The 21,110-nt window shown below is 68.0% G+C and carries 15 protein-coding genes; 8 read left to right on the forward strand and 7 right to left on the reverse strand.

Annotation, left to right across the window (positions count from 1 at the left end; all coding sequences use genetic code 11):
- The first annotated feature begins 74 nt into the window (after window positions 1-74).
- The 3 genes from ACUZUJ_RS12855 to ACUZUJ_RS12865 all read left to right on the forward strand — a co-directional run bounded on the left by ACUZUJ_RS12855 (window position 75) and on the right by ACUZUJ_RS12865 (window position 4,552).
- The gene (locus tag ACUZUJ_RS12855) at window positions 75-593 is read left to right on the forward strand and encodes a sigma-70 family RNA polymerase sigma factor (RefSeq protein WP_101765637.1); all 519 of its coding nucleotides are present in this window, start codon (window positions 75-77) and stop codon (window positions 591-593) included.
- Window positions 590-1,534, forward strand: coding sequence for a FecR family protein (locus ACUZUJ_RS12860; protein WP_458220544.1), 945 nt, complete (start codon window positions 590-592; stop codon window positions 1,532-1,534). Before ACUZUJ_RS12855 ends, ACUZUJ_RS12860 begins: the two co-directional genes overlap by 4 nt.
- A gap of 69 nt (window positions 1,535-1,603) precedes the next feature.
- Window positions 1,604-4,552, forward strand: coding sequence for a TonB-dependent receptor (locus ACUZUJ_RS12865; protein ID WP_101765639.1), 2,949 nt, complete (start codon window positions 1,604-1,606; stop codon window positions 4,550-4,552).
- A gap of 142 nt (window positions 4,553-4,694) precedes the next feature.
- On the opposite strand, the gene ACUZUJ_RS12870 is transcribed toward ACUZUJ_RS12865, so the two are convergent.
- Entirely contained in the window at window positions 4,695-5,018 is a 324-nt protein-coding gene (locus tag ACUZUJ_RS12870) for a DMT family transporter (RefSeq protein ID WP_101765640.1), read from the reverse strand.
- Entirely contained in the window at window positions 5,018-5,371 is a 354-nt protein-coding gene (locus ACUZUJ_RS12875; protein WP_101765641.1) for an SMR family transporter, read from the reverse strand. Before ACUZUJ_RS12875 ends, ACUZUJ_RS12870 begins: the two co-directional genes overlap by 1 nt.
- A 160-nt stretch (window positions 5,372-5,531) precedes the next feature.
- Between ACUZUJ_RS12875 and ACUZUJ_RS12880 the strand changes: the two genes are divergently transcribed.
- Entirely contained in the window at window positions 5,532-6,383 is an 852-nt protein-coding gene (locus tag ACUZUJ_RS12880; RefSeq protein WP_101765642.1) for a LysR family transcriptional regulator, read from the forward strand.
- 73 nt (window positions 6,384-6,456) lie between these two features.
- On the opposite strand, the gene ACUZUJ_RS12885 is transcribed toward ACUZUJ_RS12880, so the two are convergent.
- Window positions 6,457-7,377 carry a M14 family metallopeptidase gene (locus ACUZUJ_RS12885; protein WP_458220543.1) on the reverse strand — a complete coding sequence of 307 codons (921 nt, stop codon included), beginning with the start codon at window positions 7,375-7,377 and terminating at the stop codon, window positions 6,457-6,459.
- Between the two features lie 131 nt (window positions 7,378-7,508).
- On the opposite strand from ACUZUJ_RS12885, the gene ACUZUJ_RS12890 reads away from it, so the two are divergent.
- The 3 genes from ACUZUJ_RS12890 to ACUZUJ_RS12900 all read left to right on the forward strand — a co-directional run bounded on the left by ACUZUJ_RS12890 (window position 7,509) and on the right by ACUZUJ_RS12900 (window position 12,242).
- Window positions 7,509-9,590 carry a TonB-dependent receptor family protein gene (locus ACUZUJ_RS12890; protein WP_458220542.1) on the forward strand — a complete coding sequence of 694 codons (2,082 nt, stop codon included), beginning with the start codon at window positions 7,509-7,511 and terminating at the stop codon, window positions 9,588-9,590.
- Between the two features lie 62 nt (window positions 9,591-9,652).
- Window positions 9,653-11,425: a chloride channel protein gene (locus ACUZUJ_RS12895; RefSeq protein WP_458220541.1), complete on the forward strand. Its 1,773-nt coding sequence runs from the start codon at window positions 9,653-9,655 to the stop codon at window positions 11,423-11,425.
- Window positions 11,426-11,525: 100 nt separating this feature from the next.
- Window positions 11,526-12,242, forward strand: coding sequence for an MgtC/SapB family protein (locus tag ACUZUJ_RS12900; RefSeq protein WP_005409984.1), 717 nt, complete (start codon window positions 11,526-11,528; stop codon window positions 12,240-12,242).
- A 56-nt stretch (window positions 12,243-12,298) separates the two neighbouring features.
- On the opposite strand, the gene ACUZUJ_RS12905 is transcribed toward ACUZUJ_RS12900, so the two are convergent.
- Complete coding sequence (locus ACUZUJ_RS12905; protein ID WP_119006411.1) at window positions 12,299-12,706, reverse strand: MerR family transcriptional regulator; 408 nt, start codon at window positions 12,704-12,706, stop codon at window positions 12,299-12,301.
- A 63-nt stretch (window positions 12,707-12,769) separates the two neighbouring features.
- Between ACUZUJ_RS12905 and ACUZUJ_RS12910 the strand changes: the two genes are divergently transcribed.
- Window positions 12,770-13,597 carry a class I SAM-dependent methyltransferase gene (locus tag ACUZUJ_RS12910; RefSeq protein WP_458220540.1) on the forward strand — a complete coding sequence of 276 codons (828 nt, stop codon included), beginning with the start codon at window positions 12,770-12,772 and terminating at the stop codon, window positions 13,595-13,597.
- Window positions 13,598-13,678: 81 nt separating this feature from the next.
- On the opposite strand, the gene ACUZUJ_RS12915 is transcribed toward ACUZUJ_RS12910, so the two are convergent.
- The 3 genes from ACUZUJ_RS12915 to ACUZUJ_RS12925 form a co-directional block, all read right to left on the reverse strand.
- Window positions 13,679-13,969 carry a DUF6959 family protein gene (locus ACUZUJ_RS12915; protein ID WP_014037513.1) on the reverse strand — a complete coding sequence of 97 codons (291 nt, stop codon included), beginning with the start codon at window positions 13,967-13,969 and terminating at the stop codon, window positions 13,679-13,681.
- Between the two features lie 121 nt (window positions 13,970-14,090).
- Window positions 14,091-14,933 carry an outer membrane protein assembly factor BamE gene (locus ACUZUJ_RS12920; protein ID WP_458220539.1) on the reverse strand — a complete coding sequence of 281 codons (843 nt, stop codon included), beginning with the start codon at window positions 14,931-14,933 and terminating at the stop codon, window positions 14,091-14,093.
- A 61-nt stretch (window positions 14,934-14,994) separates the two neighbouring features.
- On the reverse strand, window positions 14,995-21,000 hold the full coding sequence (locus tag ACUZUJ_RS12925) for an ESPR-type extended signal peptide-containing protein (RefSeq protein WP_458220538.1): 6,006 nt from the start codon (window positions 20,998-21,000) through the stop codon (window positions 14,995-14,997).
- Window positions 21,001-21,110: the final 110 nt, after the last annotated feature.

The following is a 21,110-nucleotide window of genomic DNA, read 5'->3' on the forward strand; positions in this document are numbered from 1 at the left end:
TGCGTGCGCAGGGTTTGTCGTGCGCCGCTCGATCACTCTATAATGGGAATCATTCTCATTAATGACCGATGCCGATGGCCGTGCCCGCCGCCTCCAGCACTGCACTGGCGGGGTTCTACCGCGAACACCATGGTTGGCTGCTGGGCTGGCTGCGCCGCCGCACGCACAACGCCGACTGCGCTGCCGACCTGACCCAGGACACCTTCCTGCGCCTGCTCAGCCGTCGCGTCGATCCGTCCGAACTGCGCCTGCCACGCGCCTATCTCAGCACCATCGCGCACGCCCTGCTGGTCAACCACTGGCAGCGTGCGGACCTGGAGCGTGCCTACCTGGCCGCACTGGCCGCGCAACCGGAGCCAGTGCATCCATCCGCGGAAGAACGCACGCAGGCACTGCAGCTGCTGCACGCCATCGCCGACATGCTGTCCGGCCTGGCCGAACGCCCACGCCGTGCGTTCCTGCTGGCACGACTGTCTGGCCTGGGCTATGCGGAGATCGGCCAACAACTGGGCGTGTCCGAGCGCATGGTCAAGAAGTACATGGCGCAGGCGATGCTGCATTGCCTGCGCCTGTCCGGCGATGCCACGGCATGAATGCCGCACTGGCCAGCCCGGCGCTGGAGCAGGCGGCAGAGTGGTTCGCGCTGCGCCAACAGGGCTGGAGTGACAGCGACCAGCAGCGATGGCACGCATGGCTGCATGCCGATGCTGGTCATGCCGACGCGTGGCGCCGGGTCGAGTCGGTCTGGCAGTCCTTTGCTCCCCTGTCGGCACCGGCTGCTGCCACGGCGCTCGATGCTGCCGGCAGTCGCCGCCGTCGCGCGCTTCGCAGTCTCGGCGGCGCCCTCGGCATCGGTGCGGTCTCCCTGCTTGGCCTGCACGGGCTGCGCGAACAACGCGGCCTGCAGACACAACGCACCGCTGCCGGACATACCGGGCACTGGACACTGATGGATGGCAGCCAGCTGTGGCTCAACGCGGACAGCGAAGTCACCATCGACATCGGAAACGGCCGCCGCACCCTGCATCTGCTGCACGGCGAACTGCTGCTGCAGACCGGCCACCATCCTGCCCATGCCGGCCTGCCCTTGACCGTGCACGTACCGGGCGCACGCCTGCAGCCGATCGGCACCCGTTTCGCGGTCGGCCGCGAGGCGCAGGGCAGTCGCCTGGATGTGTTCGAGGGCGTGGTACGCTGCCTGCCGCTGTTCTGCGCGGCACTGGACGTACCCACAGGCGGGGCGGCAAGAATCGGCCCGATGGGTGGAGTGTCGACGGTCGATGCGGATCCACTGCGTGGCGACTGGCAGGACGGCCGACTGCAGGTGCAGCACGCACCCTTGATCCGCGTCATCGACGAACTGGCCCGCCACCACCAGGGCTATCTGGGCTGTGATCCGGCGCTCGCCGCATTGAATGTCACCGCTGTACTGCCGCGCCTGGACAGCCTGCAGGCTCTGCAACTGCTGGCCCGCGCCCTGCCGATCCGCATCGAGCAGCGCTGGCCGTGGTGGACCGTCGTGCGTCCGCTTTGAAAGCGCGGTTCCCTTTCTGCGCGCTCACCGGGCACTACAAGGGAACCCATTGCGGATGTTGCCGCCCCCATGAAACTGCCCTGCCCCTCCCCTCGTCCCCTGGCCATCGCCTTGTGCATGGCCCTGGCGACCCCCTGCCTGCTGCCTGCCACGGTCCATGCACAGGACACCGCTGCCGCCGTTCGCTGGCAGATTCCAGCTGGCCCGCTCGACCAGGCCCTGACCGCGTTCGGCCAGCAATCGGGCCTGTCCATCGCCGCCGACGCGCGCCTCACCCGCGGCCGCCACAGCAACGGCGTGCACGCCACGCTCGGCACGGACGCCGCATTGGCGCAGCTGCTGGCCGGTACCGGCCTGACCTTCCAGCGTGATGCCAATGGCGTGGTGCTGCAGGCCGCCACGGCCACCGACGCCGGCGTGCGCCAGATCGGCACGCTGCGCGTGGCCGGCCAGGCCAGCGAAGGCGCTTCGCCGTGGGGGCTGGCCGATGCCGATGCGGTCTACCGTGACAGCGGCTCGCGCGTGCACCTGGACCGCCAGCAGCTGGAACGCTTCCGCGGCCAGTCGATCGGCGATGTGCTGGCCGGTGCGGTCGGCGTGCACACCGCAGACGTGCGCAATGGCGGCGCACTCGACGTCAACATCCGCGGCCTGCAGGGCCAGAACCGGGTGCCGGTGATCATCGACGGTGGCCAGCAGGCCATCGACGTGTACCGCGGCTACGCCGGCGTGCAGCAACGCAGCTATCTCGACCCGGACCTGATCAGCGCGGTCAGCATCGAGAAGGGACCGAGCCTGGCCGCCAATGCCGCCAGCGCGATCGGCGGCGTGGTCTACATGGAAACGCTGAACGTCGATGACATCCTCGACGACGGCCAGGCCTGGGGCCTGCGCGTGCGCGGCGGCGTGGCCGACAACAGCATCGACCGCACGCGCGTATTCAAGCAGGTGGCGCGCGGCAGCGAGAACCGCAACAGCCTGCGTGACCCGCGCGACTGGAACGGCAGCGTGGCCTTCGCCCAGCGCGGCGAAGACTGGCAGCTGGTCGCGGCCTATGCGCGGCGGCGCCAGGGCAACTACTTCGCCGGCAGCAACGGTGCACATCGCTACGACGACCAGCACCTGTCCAGCGGCGGCACGGGCATGTCCAGCCAGGCGGTCTCGGACATGTACCACCCGGGTGATGAAGTGCTCAACACGCACACCGACAACGAATCGGCGTTGCTGAAATTCACCTGGACACCCAACCCCGACCAGCACCTGGAGCTGAGCCACCGCTACTTCAATTCGAGCTTCGGCGAGATCATGCCGTCGGCGATCGGTCGCGTGGGCGAGTCCAACGAATGGGTGACCTACGTGGACAAGGCCAACACCATGTTCCAGTTCGAGCCGGGGAAAATGCGGGTCAATGCCACCTCGCTGCGCCACCGCTACCGGCCCGAGGCACATCCATGGCTGGATCTGAGCAGCACCCTGTGGTTCACCACCGCCACCAGCCGCATGTTCAACAGCAACATCGCCAACACGCCGCTGTTCAAGGAAATGGCCTCCGACCAGATGCCCGACACGCTGGGCGAGACCTACGGCCCCGGCCTGCAGTCGGACGTGAAGACCCAGCGCTGGGGCGTGGACAGCAGCAACACCACGCGCTTCAGCAACGGCCTGGGTGACTGGACGCTGCGCTATGGCGCCTCCTTCCAGCACGAGGACACCGCACCGAACTCGCCGGTGCTGCCGGTGGACTACAACAACAACCGCTACCTGCGCTCGGGCACGCGCCGCGAGGCCAGCGTGGTGGCGTCGCTGCAGTGGCAGCCGTGGGACTGGCTGTCGCTGACCGCCGGCGGCCGCTTCATCGACTACCGTACCCGCGACCGCAACCGCGTGGCCTTCGTCAGCGAATCGCGCGATCTGCGCTACACCTTCGCGCGCCTGAGCAAGGGCGGCCAGCTGCTACCGGGCTGGTACAAGGAGTGGTACCCCGATGCACAGGGCAACTACACCTATGACTCGCTGCGCGCCACGCCCTATGGCGACAGCACGCTGGGCCAGGCCTATGACTTCGACGGCTTCATTCCTGATCCGCGCGGTGCCAACGGCTTCTATACCAAGCAGATTCCCACCGCCTGGGGCTACAAGCCGGCGATCCGGCGCTCCGGCCACGGCTTCGCGCCCTATGCCGAAGCACGCTTCAACCTCGACGCGGACATGTTCTTCTACGTGAAGTACGCGCAGGGCTGGAAGATGCCCAGCCTGTTCGAGTCGACGCTGGGCAACAGCACCTCGGCGCCGGTGGCTGACCTGAAGCCGGAGAAGAACCGTTCCTGGGACATCGGCTTCAGCCTGCTCAAGCAGGACCTGTGGCGCGACGGTGATCGCCTGGCGTTCAAGGTCGCCTGGTTCAAGAACGATATCCACAACGCGATCACCCGCCGCTTCGATTCCAGCAACTGGGGGTTCTACGTCGACAACGTCGACAACTACACGGTGTCCGGCTACGAGCTGCAGTCCGGTTATGACGCCGGCATCGCCTACCTGGACCTGTCGGCCAGCTACTACCAGCGCGCGCGCACCTGCGATGCGGCCACCGCCAAGCGCCTGCGCGAAGACCCGTATGCGAAATGGAGCAAGCTGGACACCACGCCGGATTGCGTGGATGGCGGCTTCGGCACCTCGTTCGTCAACGCACAGAACCCGCCGAAGTACTCGATCCACAGCACGCTGGGCTTCCGCCTGTTCGACAAGCGGCTGGATACCGGCATCCGCCGCACCTACAACAGCGGCCCCACCCACGAACTGGACAAGCCCTGGAACACCACCGGTTCGACCGGCCTGCAGAACATCTACCTGCCGACCGCGATCTATGACTTCTACGCACGCTGGCAGTTCACCCCGCGCAGCGAAGTGGAGCTGGTGGTCAGCAACCTGCGCAACACCTACTACATGGACACGCTGGCGATGAGCCTGATGCCGGGCCCGGGTCGCACCACGCGGCTGAACTTCACCGCACGCTTCTGAGTGCTTCAGAAACAACAACGCCCCGGGGAGATCATCCCCGGGGCGCTTGCCTGCGGCGGCTCACGCTCTGGCAGATACCAACCTGGGTTGGCACCGCGACTCCGCACAGGTGGGTGCCAACCTTGGTTGGCACAGCGACGCGTTACTTCGCGGTACTCAGCAGCAGCACTGCGAAAGTGACCAGCACGATGCCGATCCAACCAATCGGACGCAGGCGGTTGCCGAACAACAGGCGGCCGCAGGTAGCGGTACCGATCACGCCGATCGCACCCCACATCGCATAGGCGGTGGCCAGGTCCATGTAGCGCACCGCCTGGCCCAACAGGGCGAAGGCGATCCAGACCATGACGATCGCGCCGACGCCCCAGCGCCAGCGGCGGAAGCCTTCCGACTTGGCCACCATCATGTTGGCGGCGACGTCGATCAGCGCAGAACAGATCACGAAAAACAGAGCGAGGGTATTCATCAGTGCGCCTCCCCGAGGGTGACGCAGACGATGCCGACCACCGCCAGCACCAGGCCGGCCAGCTGCTGCAGCGACAGGCTTTCACCAAAGACGGTGAGGCCGACCACGGTCAGCAGGGTCAGGCCGAGGCCTTCCCAGACTGCATAGGCCACGCCAACGGCGATACGGCGCACCGACTGCGCCAGGAAGAAGTAGGACAGCGCCAGCGCGCCGGCCATGATCAGGTAGCCGGTCCAGCCGCCATCGCGGGCGGCATGGGCCATGAACGAGGTGCCGACCACTTCGGCGACGATCGCCACGGTCAGGCAGGCCCAGGCGACCAGCGCGCCACGGGCGGAAACAGTACGGGACATGTGAAACTCCTTGCAGGGCGGGGACCGCGCCGCCTCATCAATGGATCCACGCCGTGCGTGGAGGGTCCGGAACGCCCCGCAGACGGGGGCGACGGAAGCCAGTATCATCGTCTTTTACGGTGGTATCAAAATGGATTCCATCGACAGGAGCGATGGATCAATGCCCTACTCCCCTGAATCCCTGCAGGCCTTCGTGGAAGCCGCCGCGCTGGGCTCGTTCTCGGCGGCGGCGCGACGCCTGCGCAAGACCCAGTCGACGGTCAGCACCGCCATTGCCCACCTGGAAGCTGACCTGGGCGTGAGCCTGTTCGACCGCAGCGGGCGCTACCCGCAGCTGACCGAGGCCGGCCGCCAGGTGCTGGGCCACGCGCAGGAGATCCTTGCCGCCGACGGCCGCCTGCAGCAGTTGAGCGTGCGCCTGGCCGCGCCGGTCGAGCCGCGCCTGACCGTGGCGTTCTCCGATGTCTACCAGCTGGACCCGGAGCAGCGGATCCTGCAGCGCTTCGCCGAGGCGTTCCCGGAGATCGAACTGGAATGGCTGGATGCCGAGGGCGAGGACGTGCTGGAACTGGTGAGCAACGGTCGCGCCGCGCTGGGCCTGCTGCCACGGCAGGAGCAGTATCCGGATGGGCTGGTGGCTCGACCGTTGGCGCACCACAGCGAACTGTCGGTGTACGTGGCGCGCGAACACCCACTGGCCAGTGCCGGCCGTCGCGCCGCCGCACAGCTGGCACGGCACCGGCAGGTGCGCCTGAGCGCGGAAGTCGATCAATCGCGCGTGGTCACCGGCCTGGCGTGGACCGCCACCGACTACCTGATGGTGATGGAGATGGCCGAGGACGGCATCGGCTGGGCCGAACTGCCGCGGGCGCTGGTACAGCGCTACGACCGCGGGCGGTTGCTGGAACTGGTGCTGCCCGGCTGGCCACGGCGCATCCACAGCGACCTGCTGTGGCGCCGCGACACGCCGCCAGGCCCAGCCGCACTGTGGTGGGCCGACGCGCTGGGCTGAGGTAGTGCCGGCCGCTGGCCGGCAATCTCTTTGTCCCGTGGCTGCCGGCCAGCGGCCGGCACTACCGAACCGATCAGCGATGGGCGAGCGCGTAATCCAGCGCCGAGCACACCGCCGCCACCTGTGCGTCGTTGCACTGCTGCGGGGTCGCGCGCGGGCTGTCCGGGTAGACCTCGGTAGTGGTGGTGTACTTCGCGCCGGTAATGCCGGCGCACAGGCCCAGCTTCACCAGCGGGTACTCGATCACGCCATGCGCCACCACCGGCGAACCGATGATCTCGCCCTTGTCGTCGGCCGGCGCGATGTGGGTGACCTTCTCCACCGCGGCGATCACTGCCTGCTGGAAGGCCGCCTGCGGGTTCTCGCTGTCGTCCACCAGGTAGAAGCCGTCGGGAATCAGGCCCGGCTCGAACGGCTTGCCATCACGCGCCGCCAGCGCCGGGCGGAACTCGCTTTCGTCGCTGTCGGTGGTTTCGTGCAGGTCGATGTGCAGTACAAACTGGCCCTGGTACGGCGCGATCAGCTCGATGACAGAGGTCGACTCGCGGGCCGGGCCATCGGAGCGGAAATTGCGGTTCGGGTCGATCGCATCGAAGTTCCAGCGGTTGATGCGCTCGAAGCCCCACGGATTCACGCACGGCGCCACCAGCAGGTTGGCCTTGCCGGCATAGTCGGCGGCGTGCTTTTCGAGGAACTCCAGCGCGCCCATCACGCCGCTGGTCTCGTAGCCGTGCACGCCACCGGTGACCAGCGCAGCCGGCAGCGCCGGGTTCCAGTCGCGGCTGCGCAGGGCGAACAGGGTGTAGGTCTCGCCGGCGTAATCGAGCTGGCCATAGGCCACCTTGTCGAAGCGCGGGGCCAGCGCTTCGATACGCGGCAGCACCTCCTCGTCGTAGCGACGCAGGCGCTGCTGGCGGCCACGCCACGCCTCCCGTTCCGCCGTTCCCCACGGCTGGCCAGGGGTTCCGACGGGGTAGAAAGCGGCTTGGGACATGGCGGATCTCAGCGAGTCAGGAAGCAATCACGCACTTTACCACCGGCCCGCCGGCAGAAACCGCAGACACATTCCATTGGCGAATGGAATCAGCAATAATTCTCATTTACGACCTTCCACAACCTGCACCGATGCCCATCAACGCCCTCCGACCGGCCCGCCTGCCCCTGGCCGCCGCCCTCGCCCTGTGCCTGCTCCCGGCCGCCAGCGCCTTCGCCCAGGATGGCGCCACCACGCTGGACAGCATCCAGGTCTCCGGCAGCTGGCTGGGCACCGGCCTGCACGACAGCGTGAAGAGCTTCGCTGGCGCGCGCACCGTGGTGGACCGTCAGCGCATCGAAGCCAGCGGCGCGGCCAGCATCGGCGATGCCATGCGCCGCATCCCCGGCGTGCAGGTCACCGACAACTCCGGTACCGCCGGCAGCTCGGTGTCGCTGAACATCGGCGTGCGCGGCCTGACCGGGCGCTACTCGCCGCGCTCGACCGTGCTGCTGGACGGCGTACCGCTGGCGGTGGCGCCGTATGGCCAGCCGCAGCTGTCGTTCGCACCGACCAGCCTGTCCAACATCGAATCGATCGATGTGGTGCGCGGCGGCGGTGCGGTGCGCTACGGCCCGCAGAACGTGGGAGGCATCATCAACTTCAGCACCCGTGCCATTCCCACCGGCGCCGGCCTGCACGGCGAAGCCGGCGTGCGTTACACCGCCTACGACCATGGCGGCGGAGACAGCACCCAGTACAACGCTTTCCTTGGCGGCACCGGCGACAACGGCCTGGGCGCGGCCCTGCTGTACTCCGGCCAGGACGGCCGCGGCTGGCGCCAGGGCAGCGATGACCGCTTCAACGATCTCGCCTTGAAGTTCGCGTACGCCATCGACGAACAGCAGGAACTGCGTGCCAAGCTGTCCTATTACGATGTGCGCTCGCTGACCCCGGGCGGCCTGACCCGCGCGCAGTACGAGGCCGACCCGTTCCAGAACACCCGCCCCACCGATTTCTGGAAGGGCCACCGCACCGGCATCGACCTGGGCTACACCAACACGCTGTCGGACAACAGCGAGTTCGAGGTGCTGGCCTATTACAACGAGAGCAGCCGTGCCAGCTCGCTGATCAACACGGCCGGTACCCAGCTGACCGTGCAGCCGCGCGATTACCGCGTGCTCGGCATCGAGCCGCGCTACACCCAGCGCCTGCAGTGGGGCAGTACGGTGCATGACATCACCGCCGGCTACCGCTTCCTGCGCGAGCGCGGCAACGACCGCAGCTACACCGTCACCCGCCGCACCGGCGCGGCCAGCGCCACCACCCGCTTCGACAACGCCACCGACGCGCACGCCTTCTACATCGACGACCGCATCGCGATCGGCCAGTGGCGGATCACCCCGGGCGTGCGCATGGAATGGATCGACATGGACCGCCGCCAGGCGGGTGGCGCGGCGACCTTCAGCAGCCGCAACGACAAGGCGCTGCCCTCGCTCAACATCGCCTACCTGCTGACCCCGCAGCTGACCGTGTTCGGCAACTACACCACCTCGTTCGGGCCGGTGCAGAACATCCAGCTGAATTCGCAGACCGCCAGCAACCCGCTGAACCCGGAAATCGCCAGGACCACTGAGCTCGGTGCGCGCTGGCAGGACGGCGCACTGCGCGCGGAAGTGACCGTGTTCAAGATGCGCTTCGACAACCAGATCCTGCAGGTACCGGGGATCACCCCACCGACCTTCCAGAACATCGGCGCCACCGACCACAAGGGCGTGGAAAGCGCGCTGGAGTACCACTTCAGCGAAGACAGCGCGCTGGCCGGGTTGGAGCTGTACGCCAACTACACCTGGACCAAGGCGATCCAGCAGTCCGGCGACAACCGTGGCCTGGACGTGCCGTTCTACTCGCGCGACACCGACAGCGTCGGCGCCCGCTACGCGCTGGCCGGCTGGACCTTCAATGTCTCCAGCACCCACCAGAGCGGCCAGTTCTCCGATGCGGCCAACACCTGGGATGAGACCGCCGACGCGCGCGTGGGCCGCGTGCCGGGCGTGCGCCTGTGGAATGCACAGGTGGCCTGGCAGGTGCCCGGCCTGGGCGACAGCGAGATCGCGCTGGGCGTGAACAACCTGGCCGACAAGCGCTGGTACACCCGCAACGTCGATGGCAACGCTGGCCGCATGGTGGCCGCGCCGCGCACCTTCTACGTGCAGGGCCGCTACCGCTTCTGACGCAGTAACCGCCCGATGCAGTGACGGCGGCGATCACGGTGGCGGCGTATCATGCCGCCACCATGTCATTGCCTGTTTCGCCATCGCGCCTGCATCTGGCCTTCCAGGGCCTGCGCCTGCGCCTGCGCGGCAGCGACTTGTGGTTCATCGCGCTTGCCCTGCTGGTCGGCCTGATCGCCGGCTACCTGACCCTGCTGCAGTCCGGCATCGCACGCTGGCTGCAGGGCACCCTGTACGGGCTGGACGACGGCATGCGCCTGAGCTCCCTGCCCTCGCTGACCTGGACCGCGCTGCTGGTGCTGCCGCTCGGTGGCCTGCTGGTCGGGCTGGTCAGCCTGGCCGCGACCCGGCTCAAGCGGCCCCTGCTCGATGCGGTGGAAGCCAATGCCCTGCATGGCGGCCGCATGTCGATGCGCGACAACCTGATCGTGCTGACCCAGACCCTGCTGTCCAACGGCTGCGGCGCCTCGGTCGGGCTGGAGGCTTCCTATACGCAGATGGGCGCGGGCAGCGGTTCGCAGCTGGGCCGGGTGATGCGCCTGCGCCGCAACGATGTGCGCATCCTGGTCGGCGCCGGTGCCGCCGGTGCCATCGCCGCCGCCTTCGGTGCACCGCTGGCTGGTGCGTTCTACGCCTTCGAGATCGTCATCGGCGCCTACACCCCGGCCGCGCTGGCCCCGGTGGCAGTAGCCGCGCTGGCTGGCGCGTTCGTGGCCGACCAGGCCGGCATCGAGGCCTACCTGCTGCCGGCTGCCTCGACGATTGATGTCCGCGCCGCCGACTACGCCATCTACGGGCTGCTGGGCTGCTGCTGCGCGATGGTCGGCATCGCGGTGATGCGGCTGATCGCCTCGATCGAAGGCACGGTCAAGCGCAGCCCGTTGCCGTTGTGGGGCCGGCCGGTGGTGGGCGGCCTGCTGCTGATTCCGCTGGCACTGGCCAGCCCGCAGGTGCTGTCGTCCGGCCATGGCGCGCTGCACCTGGACCTGACCACGCACCTGCCGCTGATCTGGATCGGCGGCCTGTTGACCCTGAAGTGCCTGGCCTCGGGCATCTCGCTCGGGTTCGGCTTCCGCGGCGGCCTGTTCTTCGCCTCGCTGTTCATGGGAACCCTGGTCGGCGCCCTGTTCGCCGGCCTGCTGGCCATGGCCACCGGGGTGCCGGTGATCGACGCCACCTCAGCCGCGCTGGCCGGGATGGCGGCGCTGGCCGCGGCGGTGGTCGGCGCGCCGATGACCATGGCCATGCTGGTGCTGGAAGGCACCCACGACTTCCTGCTGACCAGTGTGGTGATGAGTGCGGTGCTGGTGTCCAGTACGCTGGTGCGGCAGTGGTTCGGCTACTCGTTCTCGACCTGGCGCATGCACCTGCGTGGCGAGACCATCAAGAGCGCACGCGACGTCGGCTGGGTGCAGAACCTCAACGCCGGCCGGCTGATGCGCAAGGGCGTGGCGACCGCACCGGCCGACCTCGACGCTGCCGCGTTCCGCCAGCGCTTCCCGCTGGGCTCGGGCAGCCGGGTGGTGCTGATCGATGGCGAAGGCCACTACACCGGCATCGTGCAGATCCCGCGCGTCTATGGCGATGGCGTGAAGCCAGAGACCGCGATCGGCGAACTGGCCGAGAACCGTGACGTGTCACTGTCACCGGCCGCAGACGTGGTCAGCGTGATGCAACGCTTCGACCAGACCCAGGCCGACGAACTGGCCGTGGTCACCGCCGACGGCCAGGTGCTGGGCGTGGTCTCCGAAGCCTTCGTGCGCAAGCGCTACGCCGAGGAACTGGACAAGCGCCAACGCGAGCTGATGGGCGAGCGCGTCGAGGACACCGACTGACCCGCGAAAAGGGGACGGAGGGGATTAAGTCGTTTCTGGCACGCTGGAAATCCACGCATGGCGTGGATCTACTGTCACTTCGACCGGGTAGACTCCCGCCATGCGCTTCATTGAAACCTTCCAGGCCGGCCCCTTCGCCGACACCGTGGTCAGCCTGCTGGCCGCCTTCGTGCTCGGCACGCTGATCGGCGCCGAGCGCCAGTACCGGCAACGCACCGCCGGCCTGCGCACCAACGTGCTGGTGGCGGTGGGTGCAGCCGCCTTCGTCGACCTGGGCATGCGTATCGCCGGCAGCGCCGAGGCGGTGCGGGTGATCTCCTACGTGGTCTCCGGGGTCGGCTTCCTCGGCGCCGGCGTGATCATGAAGGAAGGCATGAACGTGCGCGGCCTGAATACTGCCGCCACCCTGTGGTGCTCGGCGGCGGTCGGCAGCTGCACCGGTGCGGACATGCTGGCCGAAGGCGTGCTGCTGACGGTCTTGATCATCGCCGGCAACACCCTGCTGCGGCCGCTGGTGAATGCGATCAACCGTATCCCGATCAACGAGGCGGCGACCGAAGCCACTTACGAGGTGCGCCTGAGCGTGGATGCCGAAGCCGTGCCGCGGGTGCGCGAGCGCCTGGTCGATGCGCTGGAGGCTGCGCAGTACCCGGTGGGTGATGTGCAGGTGGTCGAGCATGCCGACGCGCCCACCGATGTGATCGCGGTGCTGGTCAGTACGGCGGTCAGTGCCGACGAGCTGGACGTGGTGCTGGCACGGATGGAACACGTGCCGGGCGTGCTGCATGCCACCTGGGAAGTCAGCACCCGCGATTGATTCACCCACGCATAGCGTGGTGCAGTAGATCCACGCCATGCGTGGATGCTCTTCTCTCACCCTCCCGCGATGCGCTGCTGGGCCCTCAACAACCTGCGGAACGAACCGCACTGGCGTGCATCCTGCGCTTCCGGGCAGGCCGCGGCGCGTTGCAGGTGACGGCGTATCCGCTGCAGCTGGCTGATCTGTTGCTGCAGCACATCAGCCTGCGCCAGCAGGGCCTCACGATCCAGCGTGAGGCATCCGCGCTGCGGCGGCAGCGATGCCCCGATCTGCTGCAGCGACAGCCCGGCCGCCTGGCCGAGGCCGATCAGCGCCAGCCGCTCCAGCACCTGCTCGTCGTACTGCCGGCGCAAGCCGCGACGACCCAGGGCCTGCAACAACCCCAGCTGCTCGTAGTAGCGCAGGGTCGAGGCCGGCACGCCACTGCGCTTCACCACCTCGCCGATATCCAGTTCACGCACGGGCTTGACCTCAAGTCGCCTTCAAGCACCAACCTATGGGCAACTTCCCGGCAGGACAAGGCCATGGCCAGTACATCCCCCGTTGATCAGAATACGCTCTGGAATGGCCCTGGCGGCCAGATCTGGGTCGCCCAGCAGGCCATCCTCGATGGACTGTTCCAGCCGATGGCCGACCTGCTGGTCGCCGAACTTCCGGAGACCGTCACGCAACTGCTCGACATCGGCTGCGGCACCGGCGCCAGCCTGCTGGCATCAGCCACGGCACGCCCGGCCGCCCACACTACCGGTCTCGACATCTCCGCGCCGATGCTGGCGCTGGCCCGCCAGCGCGCCGAGGCGGTGGGACTGGACGCGGACTTCATCGTGGCAGACGCGCAGCGGCATCCGCTGCCGTCCGCGCACTTCGACTGGATCCAGTCGCGGCTGGGCGTGATGTTCTTCGAGGACAGCCAGGCTGCCTTCGCCAACCTGCATCGTGCCTCGACACCGGGCGCGGGGCTGCGCTTCATCGCCTGGCGCAGTGCCGACGAGAACCCATTCATGACCACGGCCGAGCGCGCCATTGGCGATGCACTGGATCTGCCGCCCCGGGTGCCCGGCGCGCCGGGACAATTCGCCTTTGCCGATGGCGGGCAGGTACAGCGGCTGCTGCAGGCCGCCGGTTGGAAGGATGTGGAGCTGGTTGCGGTAGACCTGCCCTGCTCGATCGCCCGCGAAGACCTGCCCACCTATGTCGGCCAGCTGGGCCCGTTGGGATTGGCCCTGCGCGCAATGCCGGAAGACCGCGCCACCGTGCTCCGCGACCAGGCACTGGCCGCATTCGCACCGTTCCTCGAAGGCGACCGTGTACGCGTGGATGCCGCCTGCTGGCTGGTCCGCGCCCGCGCCTAGGAAAAGGGGACGGAGGGGATTAAGTCGTTCTCGCCCCGGGTGTGCCGGAAACGACTTAATCCCCTCCGTCCCCTTTTTCTTCTACAGCGCCTCGCCGGCGTCGGCCAGGCGCGATTCGATCAGTGCGTACCACTGCTGCAACACGTCGATCAGCATGTCCAGCTCGGCGTCGGTGCGCTGTGCGCGGCCGCTGCGCAGGCAGGCCTGGGCTTCCTGCAGCTGGGCCAGGAACCCGGCCACGGTATCGGCCTGCAGGATCAGGCCCGGCAGGCGTCGCCCGGGAATGCGCACCACGGCATGGTTGCCGAGCTGCCCGTACACGCTGAGAGTGGCTTCCGTCTTCATGGAGAGGGGCAGGAATTGGGCATTCATCGCGTGCACCGTTTGAAAACCTGAGCCGCAGGCAGGCGTGGACGACGGGGGAGACGTTGCCACGCCTGCCGGCGGTCAGGGGGGACTCGGGATGCCGGGGCATCGCCCCGGCGCAGGAAGGTCAACGTGGCTGTGCCATCCCGGCGATCTGCACGCGCCGGTTCGGCGCCAGGCAGGCAATCAGCTCGCGCCGGTTGCGCTGCCCGCACTGCACGATCGGCTCGGCCGCGCCGCGTCCTTCGGCACTGATGCTGGCTGCAGGCACGCCACCCTGCACCAGCGCGCTGCGCACGGCCTCGGCGCGACGCTGCGACAACGTCTGGTTGTAACTGGCGCTGCCGATACGGTCGGTGTAGCCGGTTACCCTGATCGACTGCACCTGCGCGGCTTCGCGCACCTGCGCCAGGATGCCCTGCACCGCATGCTGGCCTTCGGCGCTGAGCACCGCGCTGTCGAAACCGAACAACGCATCGGCCGACAGCCGCAGCGGCTGCTCCGGGAGCAGTGCCGGTACCGGTGCCGGCGGGGCCGGCGGCCGTGGCGGCTCCAGCACAGCCGCGCACGATTCCGGCTTCCAGTAGCCCGCCTGGGCAATGCCCTTGCTGTCAAAGCGGACCTGGAACTGGCAGGTGAAGTACTCCGCACCTTGCGCGGTGCGGAAATTGAACAGGTAGTTCCACTCGCGCACGCCCCACATGCCTTCATTGAAATGCGGCGTGCCCAGCAGCGTGTACAGCTGCCGCTTGGTCATGCCCGGCGCGAAGCGGCGCAGGTCGGCGACGTCGGGATAGATGCCCTCCTTCAGCGAGGCCCTCGAGGCCTCCGGGAAGTGCACGGCGGTGGCTCCGGCAGGACCGTCGGCGGCCGGCGCATGGCTGCGGCAGGCGGCCAGCAGGCCCATCCCCAGGATCAGGCCCAGCGTGGCGGCATGTTGGCCGGCGCGGGCGATGCGATGCTGTTTCATGTCATTCCCCCTGTAGACGTTTCCGCGATGCCGGGCCGCGCGTGCGGCCCGGCGGCGGGGATCACCACTGGATGCCGGCACCGACGGCCACACCGGCCTCGCCACGGCTGTTGGTCGAACCGCTGAACTTGTAGATCCAGCGGCCGCCTTCGGAGACACCGGAGATACCGAGCGCCACGCCCGATTCGCCGTTGTAGCTGCCGGCGGCGATCGAGGCCATGCTGCGGCCCGCCTCGCTGGGCTGCGGCAGCGCCGCGGTGGCCATCGCCGAGGCGATGCCGGCCGAGGCACGGTTGTCGGTCTTGCGCAGGTCGCGCTCGAAGCCGCCCATGCGCTCGTCGGTGTAGGCCTTCGACCAGTCCAGGGTCTGCGCCATCCCCGACTTCAGCTGGTCCACATTGACCGCGTCGGTACCGGCGGTGCCGGCGGCAACGTTGCGGACCGTGGTCGGGCCGCTGCTGGTGCTGCCCAGGGTGACACTGTTGTAGTTGGTCGCGCCGTTCACCGTGGTGTCGTAGCGGATCGTGCCCTGCTGCGAAGCCTGCAGCTGGCGCACGTTGACCGCATCGGTGGCCTGCGAGCCGTCGGCCACGTTGACCACCTGGCGTTCGGCACCGGCGGCACCGACCGAGACCGTGTTGGCCCGGTTCGCCACCGAACCCGCACCCAGCGCCACCGCGTTGTCAGCCTGCGCCTGCGAACCATTGCCCAGCGCGGTCGAGTTGGCACCGGCGGCGGTGGAGCCTGCACCACCGGCGGCCGAGTTGGCACCGCTGGCGGACGGATCGGCCAGGTTGTTGGTGTTGTTGGCGCGGAAGCTGCCGGCCACGTTGGTGATGTTCTGGATCTTCTGGTCGGTGTAGGACTTGGACTGGTCGATGGCGTAGTTCACGCCGTTCTTCAGCTGCCCGACATTGGTCGCATCGTGGTCATCGGAGCCATCCGCGACGTGGGTGATCTTGCGCTCGCTGCCACTGCTGCCGATCGACACCTCGCCAGCGGAATTGCTGGCACCCGTCTGCCCATAGGCGCCGGTGTAACCGCTCTGCGCACCGACGCTGGCCACCGAGCCGGCACCCAGTGCCACGCTGTTGCCGGCACTGCTGCTGGCGCCATTGCCGACCGCCACGCTGTTGGCGCCGGCCGCACTGGCCTGCGGGCCGACCGCCACCGCTTCCGCACCGGCTGCGGTTGCTGCGGCCGCCGTCGAATTCACCGCCAGGTAGGCACTGCCGCCACCGTTGGTGATGCGCTGGTTGAGGACCTTCAGCGAACCATCGACAGCAGTGAAGGCGGCAGTGACGTTGTTGTAATCGCCGCTGGTGAAGGTGCCATCGGTGGCGATGCTGGAGATGCTGAACGTCGGCGCGGTCCACACATTGGTGGTGCCGTTGAAGGCAGTGGTGCCGCCGAAGTAGTTGGCGATGGTGCTGTGGGTGCTGAACAGCTGGTCGCCGGTGATGGCGTCGCTGCTGCCGGCCAGGATGCTACCCGCGGCAACGTTGGTCACCTTTACTGCGCCGGTGCCGCTCCCCTTGAGGGTCACGCTGTTGATCACATTGCCACTGCCATCGACGTCGTACTTCACGGCCAGCTTGTCGATCTCGCCGGTCTGGTCGGCAACGTTGGCCAGCGAATTGCTGACCGCATCGAACGCGGTGCCGACGTCGTTGTAGCTGCCCTTGGTCACGGTTCCGTTGGCAGCGACGTTGTTGATCGAGTACGTCGGTGCGGTCAGCACGCCGCTGGCGTTGACCGCAGCACCACCGCCGAGGTGGGTGGCCACGGCCTGGTTGGCCGCGAACAGCTGGGCACCGTTGATGGCCTCGCTGCTGGTGGCACTGACCTGGCCCGGGCCGAGGTTGCGCAGCGTGGTGGCCGTGCCGGTCTGGCCCAGCGTGGCGCTGGCGTAGTTGACGCTGCCATCGGGGTTGAGGTCATAGCGCAGCGCGCCCTGCTCCGAGGCCTGCAGCTGGCCCAGGTTGACCGCATCGGTCGCCGCGGTACCGGCCGCCATGTTGGTGACCTGGCGCTCGGCACCGGCGGCGCCGATCGACACGGAGTTGGCACGATCGGCCAGGCTGCCTGCCCCCACCGCGATGGCGTTGGCCGCCGTCGCCCGCGCATTGGTGCCGACCGCGATCGAATCGGTGCCACTGGCCACCGCTTCAGTGCCGGTCGAGTTCACCCGCAGGTACTTGGTGCCGCCATTGCGGATATCGGTGATCTGCGAGTTGAGGTTGACCAGCGAGCCATCCACCGCCGCGAAGGCATCGGTGGCGTTGGTGTACAGGCCCTTGGCGATGGCGCCGCCGGTGGAGATCGTGCTGATCTCGAACAGCGGTGCGGTGAAGATGCCGCTGGCAGGATCGAAGGCCGCGCGGCCACCGAAGAAGCTGGCGATGGCGCTGTTGGTCGCCGCCAGCTGGCCGCCGTTGACCGCTTCCAGGCTGCCTGCGGTGACCGCACCGGCGGCAAGGTTGCCGATGGTGGTGGTGCCGGTGCCTGCGCCGAGCGTGACCCGGCGATAGTTCGGATTGCCGCCGGCATCCAGATCGTAGGTCACCGCGGCATCCGCCACGCCGTTGATCAGGCTGATCGCACCCTTCAGCTGCGCCACGTTGACCGCGTCGGTGTTGACGCTGCCGGCAGCCACATTGGTGATCTGGCGCTCGCCACCGCCTGCGGTACCCACTGACACTTCACCGGCCGAGACCTGCGGCGCAGTGAGGCCATAGGCACTGTAGCTGGCCTGCGCGCCGCGCAGCGCAGCCGAGCGGTAGCCCAGCGCGACCGAGTTGGCCTGGTTGGAGGTGGATTCGGCACCCAGCAGGGTCTGCCCGTTGGCGGTACCGACGGCGCTGTCGCCGACGACGACCGAATGGCCCATGCGCGCGGCATAGTCGGCCGTCGGCACGCCGGTGGGATTGCTCGGATCGTTCACGCCATCACCGGGGAAGGCGACGTTGGCATCGACCTTCGGCAGTTCATGGCGCGCGTTGGCACCGATCACCACTTCCTTGGAGCCGTTGGCGAAGGCGCCATCGCCCATCAGCACCTGGTAATCCTGAGCCGCGTTGACGGCCCAGCAGGAAATGTCGGCCAGCGCGATGTCCAGGCACTTGGCCGCCCAGGCCGGGGAATCCTTCGGCAGCAGCAGACCCAGCAGGCCACCCGGATTGCCGTTGTTGATGTTGTAGATGTAGCTGTCGGAGGTGACGCCACCGATCAGGGTCAGGTGCGAGCTGCCACCCGTGGCAGCGCCGCCCAGTCCGTTGAGGGTGCTGCCGACCGGCGACAGGTTGACCACCGGCAGGCCCAGCACATTGACCGTTGAATAGGTCTGCATCACGTTGGCGTTGCTGAGCTTGAGGTTGCCGTTGCTCAGGTAGCCGTTGCCACCGAACAGGCTGGTGGTGGTCGGCCCGATCAGCTGGCCGACATTGCCGACCAGGCCACCGGTACCGATGATCAGGCCCGCATTCGGGTCGGCCGCCGCCGGCGCCTTCGGGCTGGTCGGCGGAATCGCAGAGGGTTGGGTCAGGCCGAGACCGCTGAGCGTGCCACCGACCAGGCCACCCACGACGCTGCCCAGATTGCCGATGGTGCCATTGAGATTGCCGTTGAGCAGGTTGCCCACCGCGCTGCCGACATTGCCCAGCGTGCTACCCAGCACACCGCCCAGGCCGCTGGTGGGGCTGCCGGTGGTGCCGTTGAGAATGCCGCCCACTGCACCACCGACCGTGCCGACCGTGTTGTTGAGCGTGCCACCCACTGCGCTGCCGACCTGGCCAACCGTGCCGTTGAGTGCGCCACCTACAGCGCTGCCAACTGTGCCGACGGTGCCGTTCAGCGTGCCGCCCACTGCACTACCCACCGTTCCGACGGTGCCGTTCAGTGCACCGCCGACTGCACCGACTGTGTTGTTGAGCGTGCCGCCCACTGCGCTGCCGACCTGGCCAACGGTGCCGTTGAGCGCGCCACCAACCGCACCGCCAACTGTGCCGACGGTGCCGTTCAGTGCACCACCAACTGCGCCGACCGTGTTGTTGAGCGTGCCGCCCACTGCACCACCAACTGTTCCGACGGTGCCGTTCAGTGCGCCACCAACTGCGCCGACTGTGTTGTTGAGCGCACCACCCACTGCACCACCAACCGTTCCGACGGTGCCGTTCAGTACACCGCCAACTGCGCCGACGGTGTTGTTGAGCGTGCCACCCACCGCACCGCCAACCGTTCCGACGGTGCCGTTCAGTGCACCACCGACTGCGCCGACTGTGTTGTTGAGCGCGCCACCTACTGCGCTGCCAACCTGGCCAACCGTGCCGTTCAGTGTGCCACCCACAGCACCGCCAACCGTTCCCACGGTGCCGTTCAGTGCACCGCCGACTGCGCCGACCGTATTGTTGAGCGCGCCACCCACTGCGCTGCCAACCTGGCCAACCGTACCGTTCAGCGTGCCGCCGACAGCACCGACCGTGTTGTTGAGCGTGCCGCCTACCGCACCGCCAACCGTGCCGACGGTGCCGTTCAGTGCACCACCTACTGCGCCGACCGCATTGTTGAGCGTGCCACCCACCGCGCCGCCAACTGTGCCAACGGTGCCGTTCAGAGCACCGCCCACTGCACCACCAACTGCGCCGACGGTGTTGTTGAGCGTGCCACCCACTGCGCTGCCGACCTGGCCAACCGTGCCGTTGAGTGCGCCACCTACCGCACCGCCAACTGTGCCGACGGTGCCGTTCAGTGCACCACCAACTGCGCCGACCGTGTTGTTGAGCGTGCCACCCACCGCGCTGCCAACCGTTCCGACGGTGCCGTTCAGCGCACCACCGACTGCGCCGACCGTATTGTTGAGCGCACCACCCACAGCACCACCAACCGTTCCGACGGTGCTGTTGAGCGTGCCACCTACCGCACTACCGACCTGGCCAACCGTGCCATTGAGTGCACCGCCCACTGCGCTGCCAACTGTGCCAACGGTGCCGTTCAGCGCGCCGCCGACAGCACCGCCCACCGTTCCGACGGTGCCCTTCAGCGCACCACCCACCGTGCTGCCGACCGCATCCGCAGCACCGTGAAGCGTCCCGCCGACAGCCCCCACCGCGCCACCCACCAGGTTGCCAACGCCCAGCGCGCTGTGCTGCGCGGCGACGGTCGCCTGTCCGGCCAGCTTCAGGTTGCGATCGGCGATCACTTCCTGGCCGTCCGGCGCCTGCACGCGCACCTTGCCGGCGGCGCCGGCATCGAACGCGGCACTGATGGCGCGATCATGCGTGTCACCCGGCAATTCCTCCTTGGCCGGCAACCTGACCGCAGCTGTCGCCCGGGCCTGGCCCTGACCTTCGATGTGATGGCCAGCCACCGCCAGATGCGCGTCGGTGTTGCCGTCGACAGAGGTCTTCAGGGACGAACCACTGAGGCCCGCCAACGCCTTGGCACCTGCATCGATCGAAGCGACCTGGCGGCCGGCGATGCCGACCTTGGCCTTGGCGCGTGCATCGGCGCCGACACCCAGCGGCGCCTGCGCGCCGGGCGCAACATTCGCTGCCAGCGACGCATCCACCTGTGCTGCCTTGCCCGCAGCGTTGCCCAGGCCGACAGTGGCGCGGACATCGGCCGCCAGCGCCGGCACGGCCACCTGCTTCGGCGTGGTGTCCGCTGCCAGCTTCACCTGCACAGTGGCCGGCAGTACGTCACGCACCACCGGCAGCGACGTGGTGTTCAACTGCAGGCCCAGGCGAGCGTCCGCACTGATCGCAGGGCTGCTCTGCGCCTGCCGTGCAGCGGCAGCCAGGGCCACTTCGGCGTCGACCTTGACCGGCATCGGCTGCGCATACTTCGCCGCAAGCGCTTGCAGGTCACGCAACGATTGATTGCTTTCCGATGCCCCTGCGTGGCCGCTGGCCAGCGCGCACAGCAGTGCCAGGGCCAGGGCGGTGGGCATCAGCAGGAAGGCGCGCGGATCGCGTGCGGCGCTGCCGCCGCTGTCGCCGGTGGCCAGTTCCGAGGCCACAACCAGAGCATTGAGCTGGCGGTTCCATACACGCCGGTAGATGCGGTTCATGAGCATTTCCCCCGTAGGCGAACAACTGGAATGTCAGTGGACTTGCCGTTAGGCAGGTGACTGTCATTTCAGCGGTTGCAAAGGTGGCGGCGCACTTCAATCCGGCACGG

It is taken from the genome of Stenotrophomonas sp. S4, assembly GCF_054187805.2.

Coding starts and splice junctions, on each gene's coding strand:
- ACUZUJ_RS12855 (WP_101765637.1), top strand. CDS start 75: ATGGCCGTGCCCGCCGCCTCCAGCACTGCACTGGCGGGGTTCTACCGC.
- ACUZUJ_RS12860 (WP_458220544.1), top strand. CDS start 590: ATGAATGCCGCACTGGCCAGCCCGGCGCTGGAGCAGGCGGCAGAGTGG.
- ACUZUJ_RS12865 (WP_101765639.1), top strand. CDS start 1,604: ATGAAACTGCCCTGCCCCTCCCCTCGTCCCCTGGCCATCGCCTTGTGC.
- ACUZUJ_RS12870 (WP_101765640.1), bottom strand. CDS start 5,018: ATGAATACCCTCGCTCTGTTTTTCGTGATCTGTTCTGCGCTGATCGAC.
- ACUZUJ_RS12875 (WP_101765641.1), bottom strand. CDS start 5,371: ATGTCCCGTACTGTTTCCGCCCGTGGCGCGCTGGTCGCCTGGGCCTGC.
- ACUZUJ_RS12880 (WP_101765642.1), top strand. CDS start 5,532: ATGCCCTACTCCCCTGAATCCCTGCAGGCCTTCGTGGAAGCCGCCGCG.
- ACUZUJ_RS12885 (WP_458220543.1), bottom strand. CDS start 7,377: ATGTCCCAAGCCGCTTTCTACCCCGTCGGAACCCCTGGCCAGCCGTGG.
- ACUZUJ_RS12890 (WP_458220542.1), top strand. CDS start 7,509: ATGCCCATCAACGCCCTCCGACCGGCCCGCCTGCCCCTGGCCGCCGCC.
- ACUZUJ_RS12895 (WP_458220541.1), top strand. CDS start 9,653: ATGTCATTGCCTGTTTCGCCATCGCGCCTGCATCTGGCCTTCCAGGGC.
- ACUZUJ_RS12900 (WP_005409984.1), top strand. CDS start 11,526: ATGCGCTTCATTGAAACCTTCCAGGCCGGCCCCTTCGCCGACACCGTG.
- ACUZUJ_RS12910 (WP_458220540.1), top strand. CDS start 12,770: ATGGCCAGTACATCCCCCGTTGATCAGAATACGCTCTGGAATGGCCCT.
- ACUZUJ_RS12915 (WP_014037513.1), bottom strand. CDS start 13,969: ATGAATGCCCAATTCCTGCCCCTCTCCATGAAGACGGAAGCCACTCTC.
- ACUZUJ_RS12920 (WP_458220539.1), bottom strand. CDS start 14,933: ATGAAACAGCATCGCATCGCCCGCGCCGGCCAACATGCCGCCACGCTG.
- ACUZUJ_RS12925 (WP_458220538.1), bottom strand. CDS start 21,000: ATGAACCGCATCTACCGGCGTGTATGGAACCGCCAGCTCAATGCTCTG.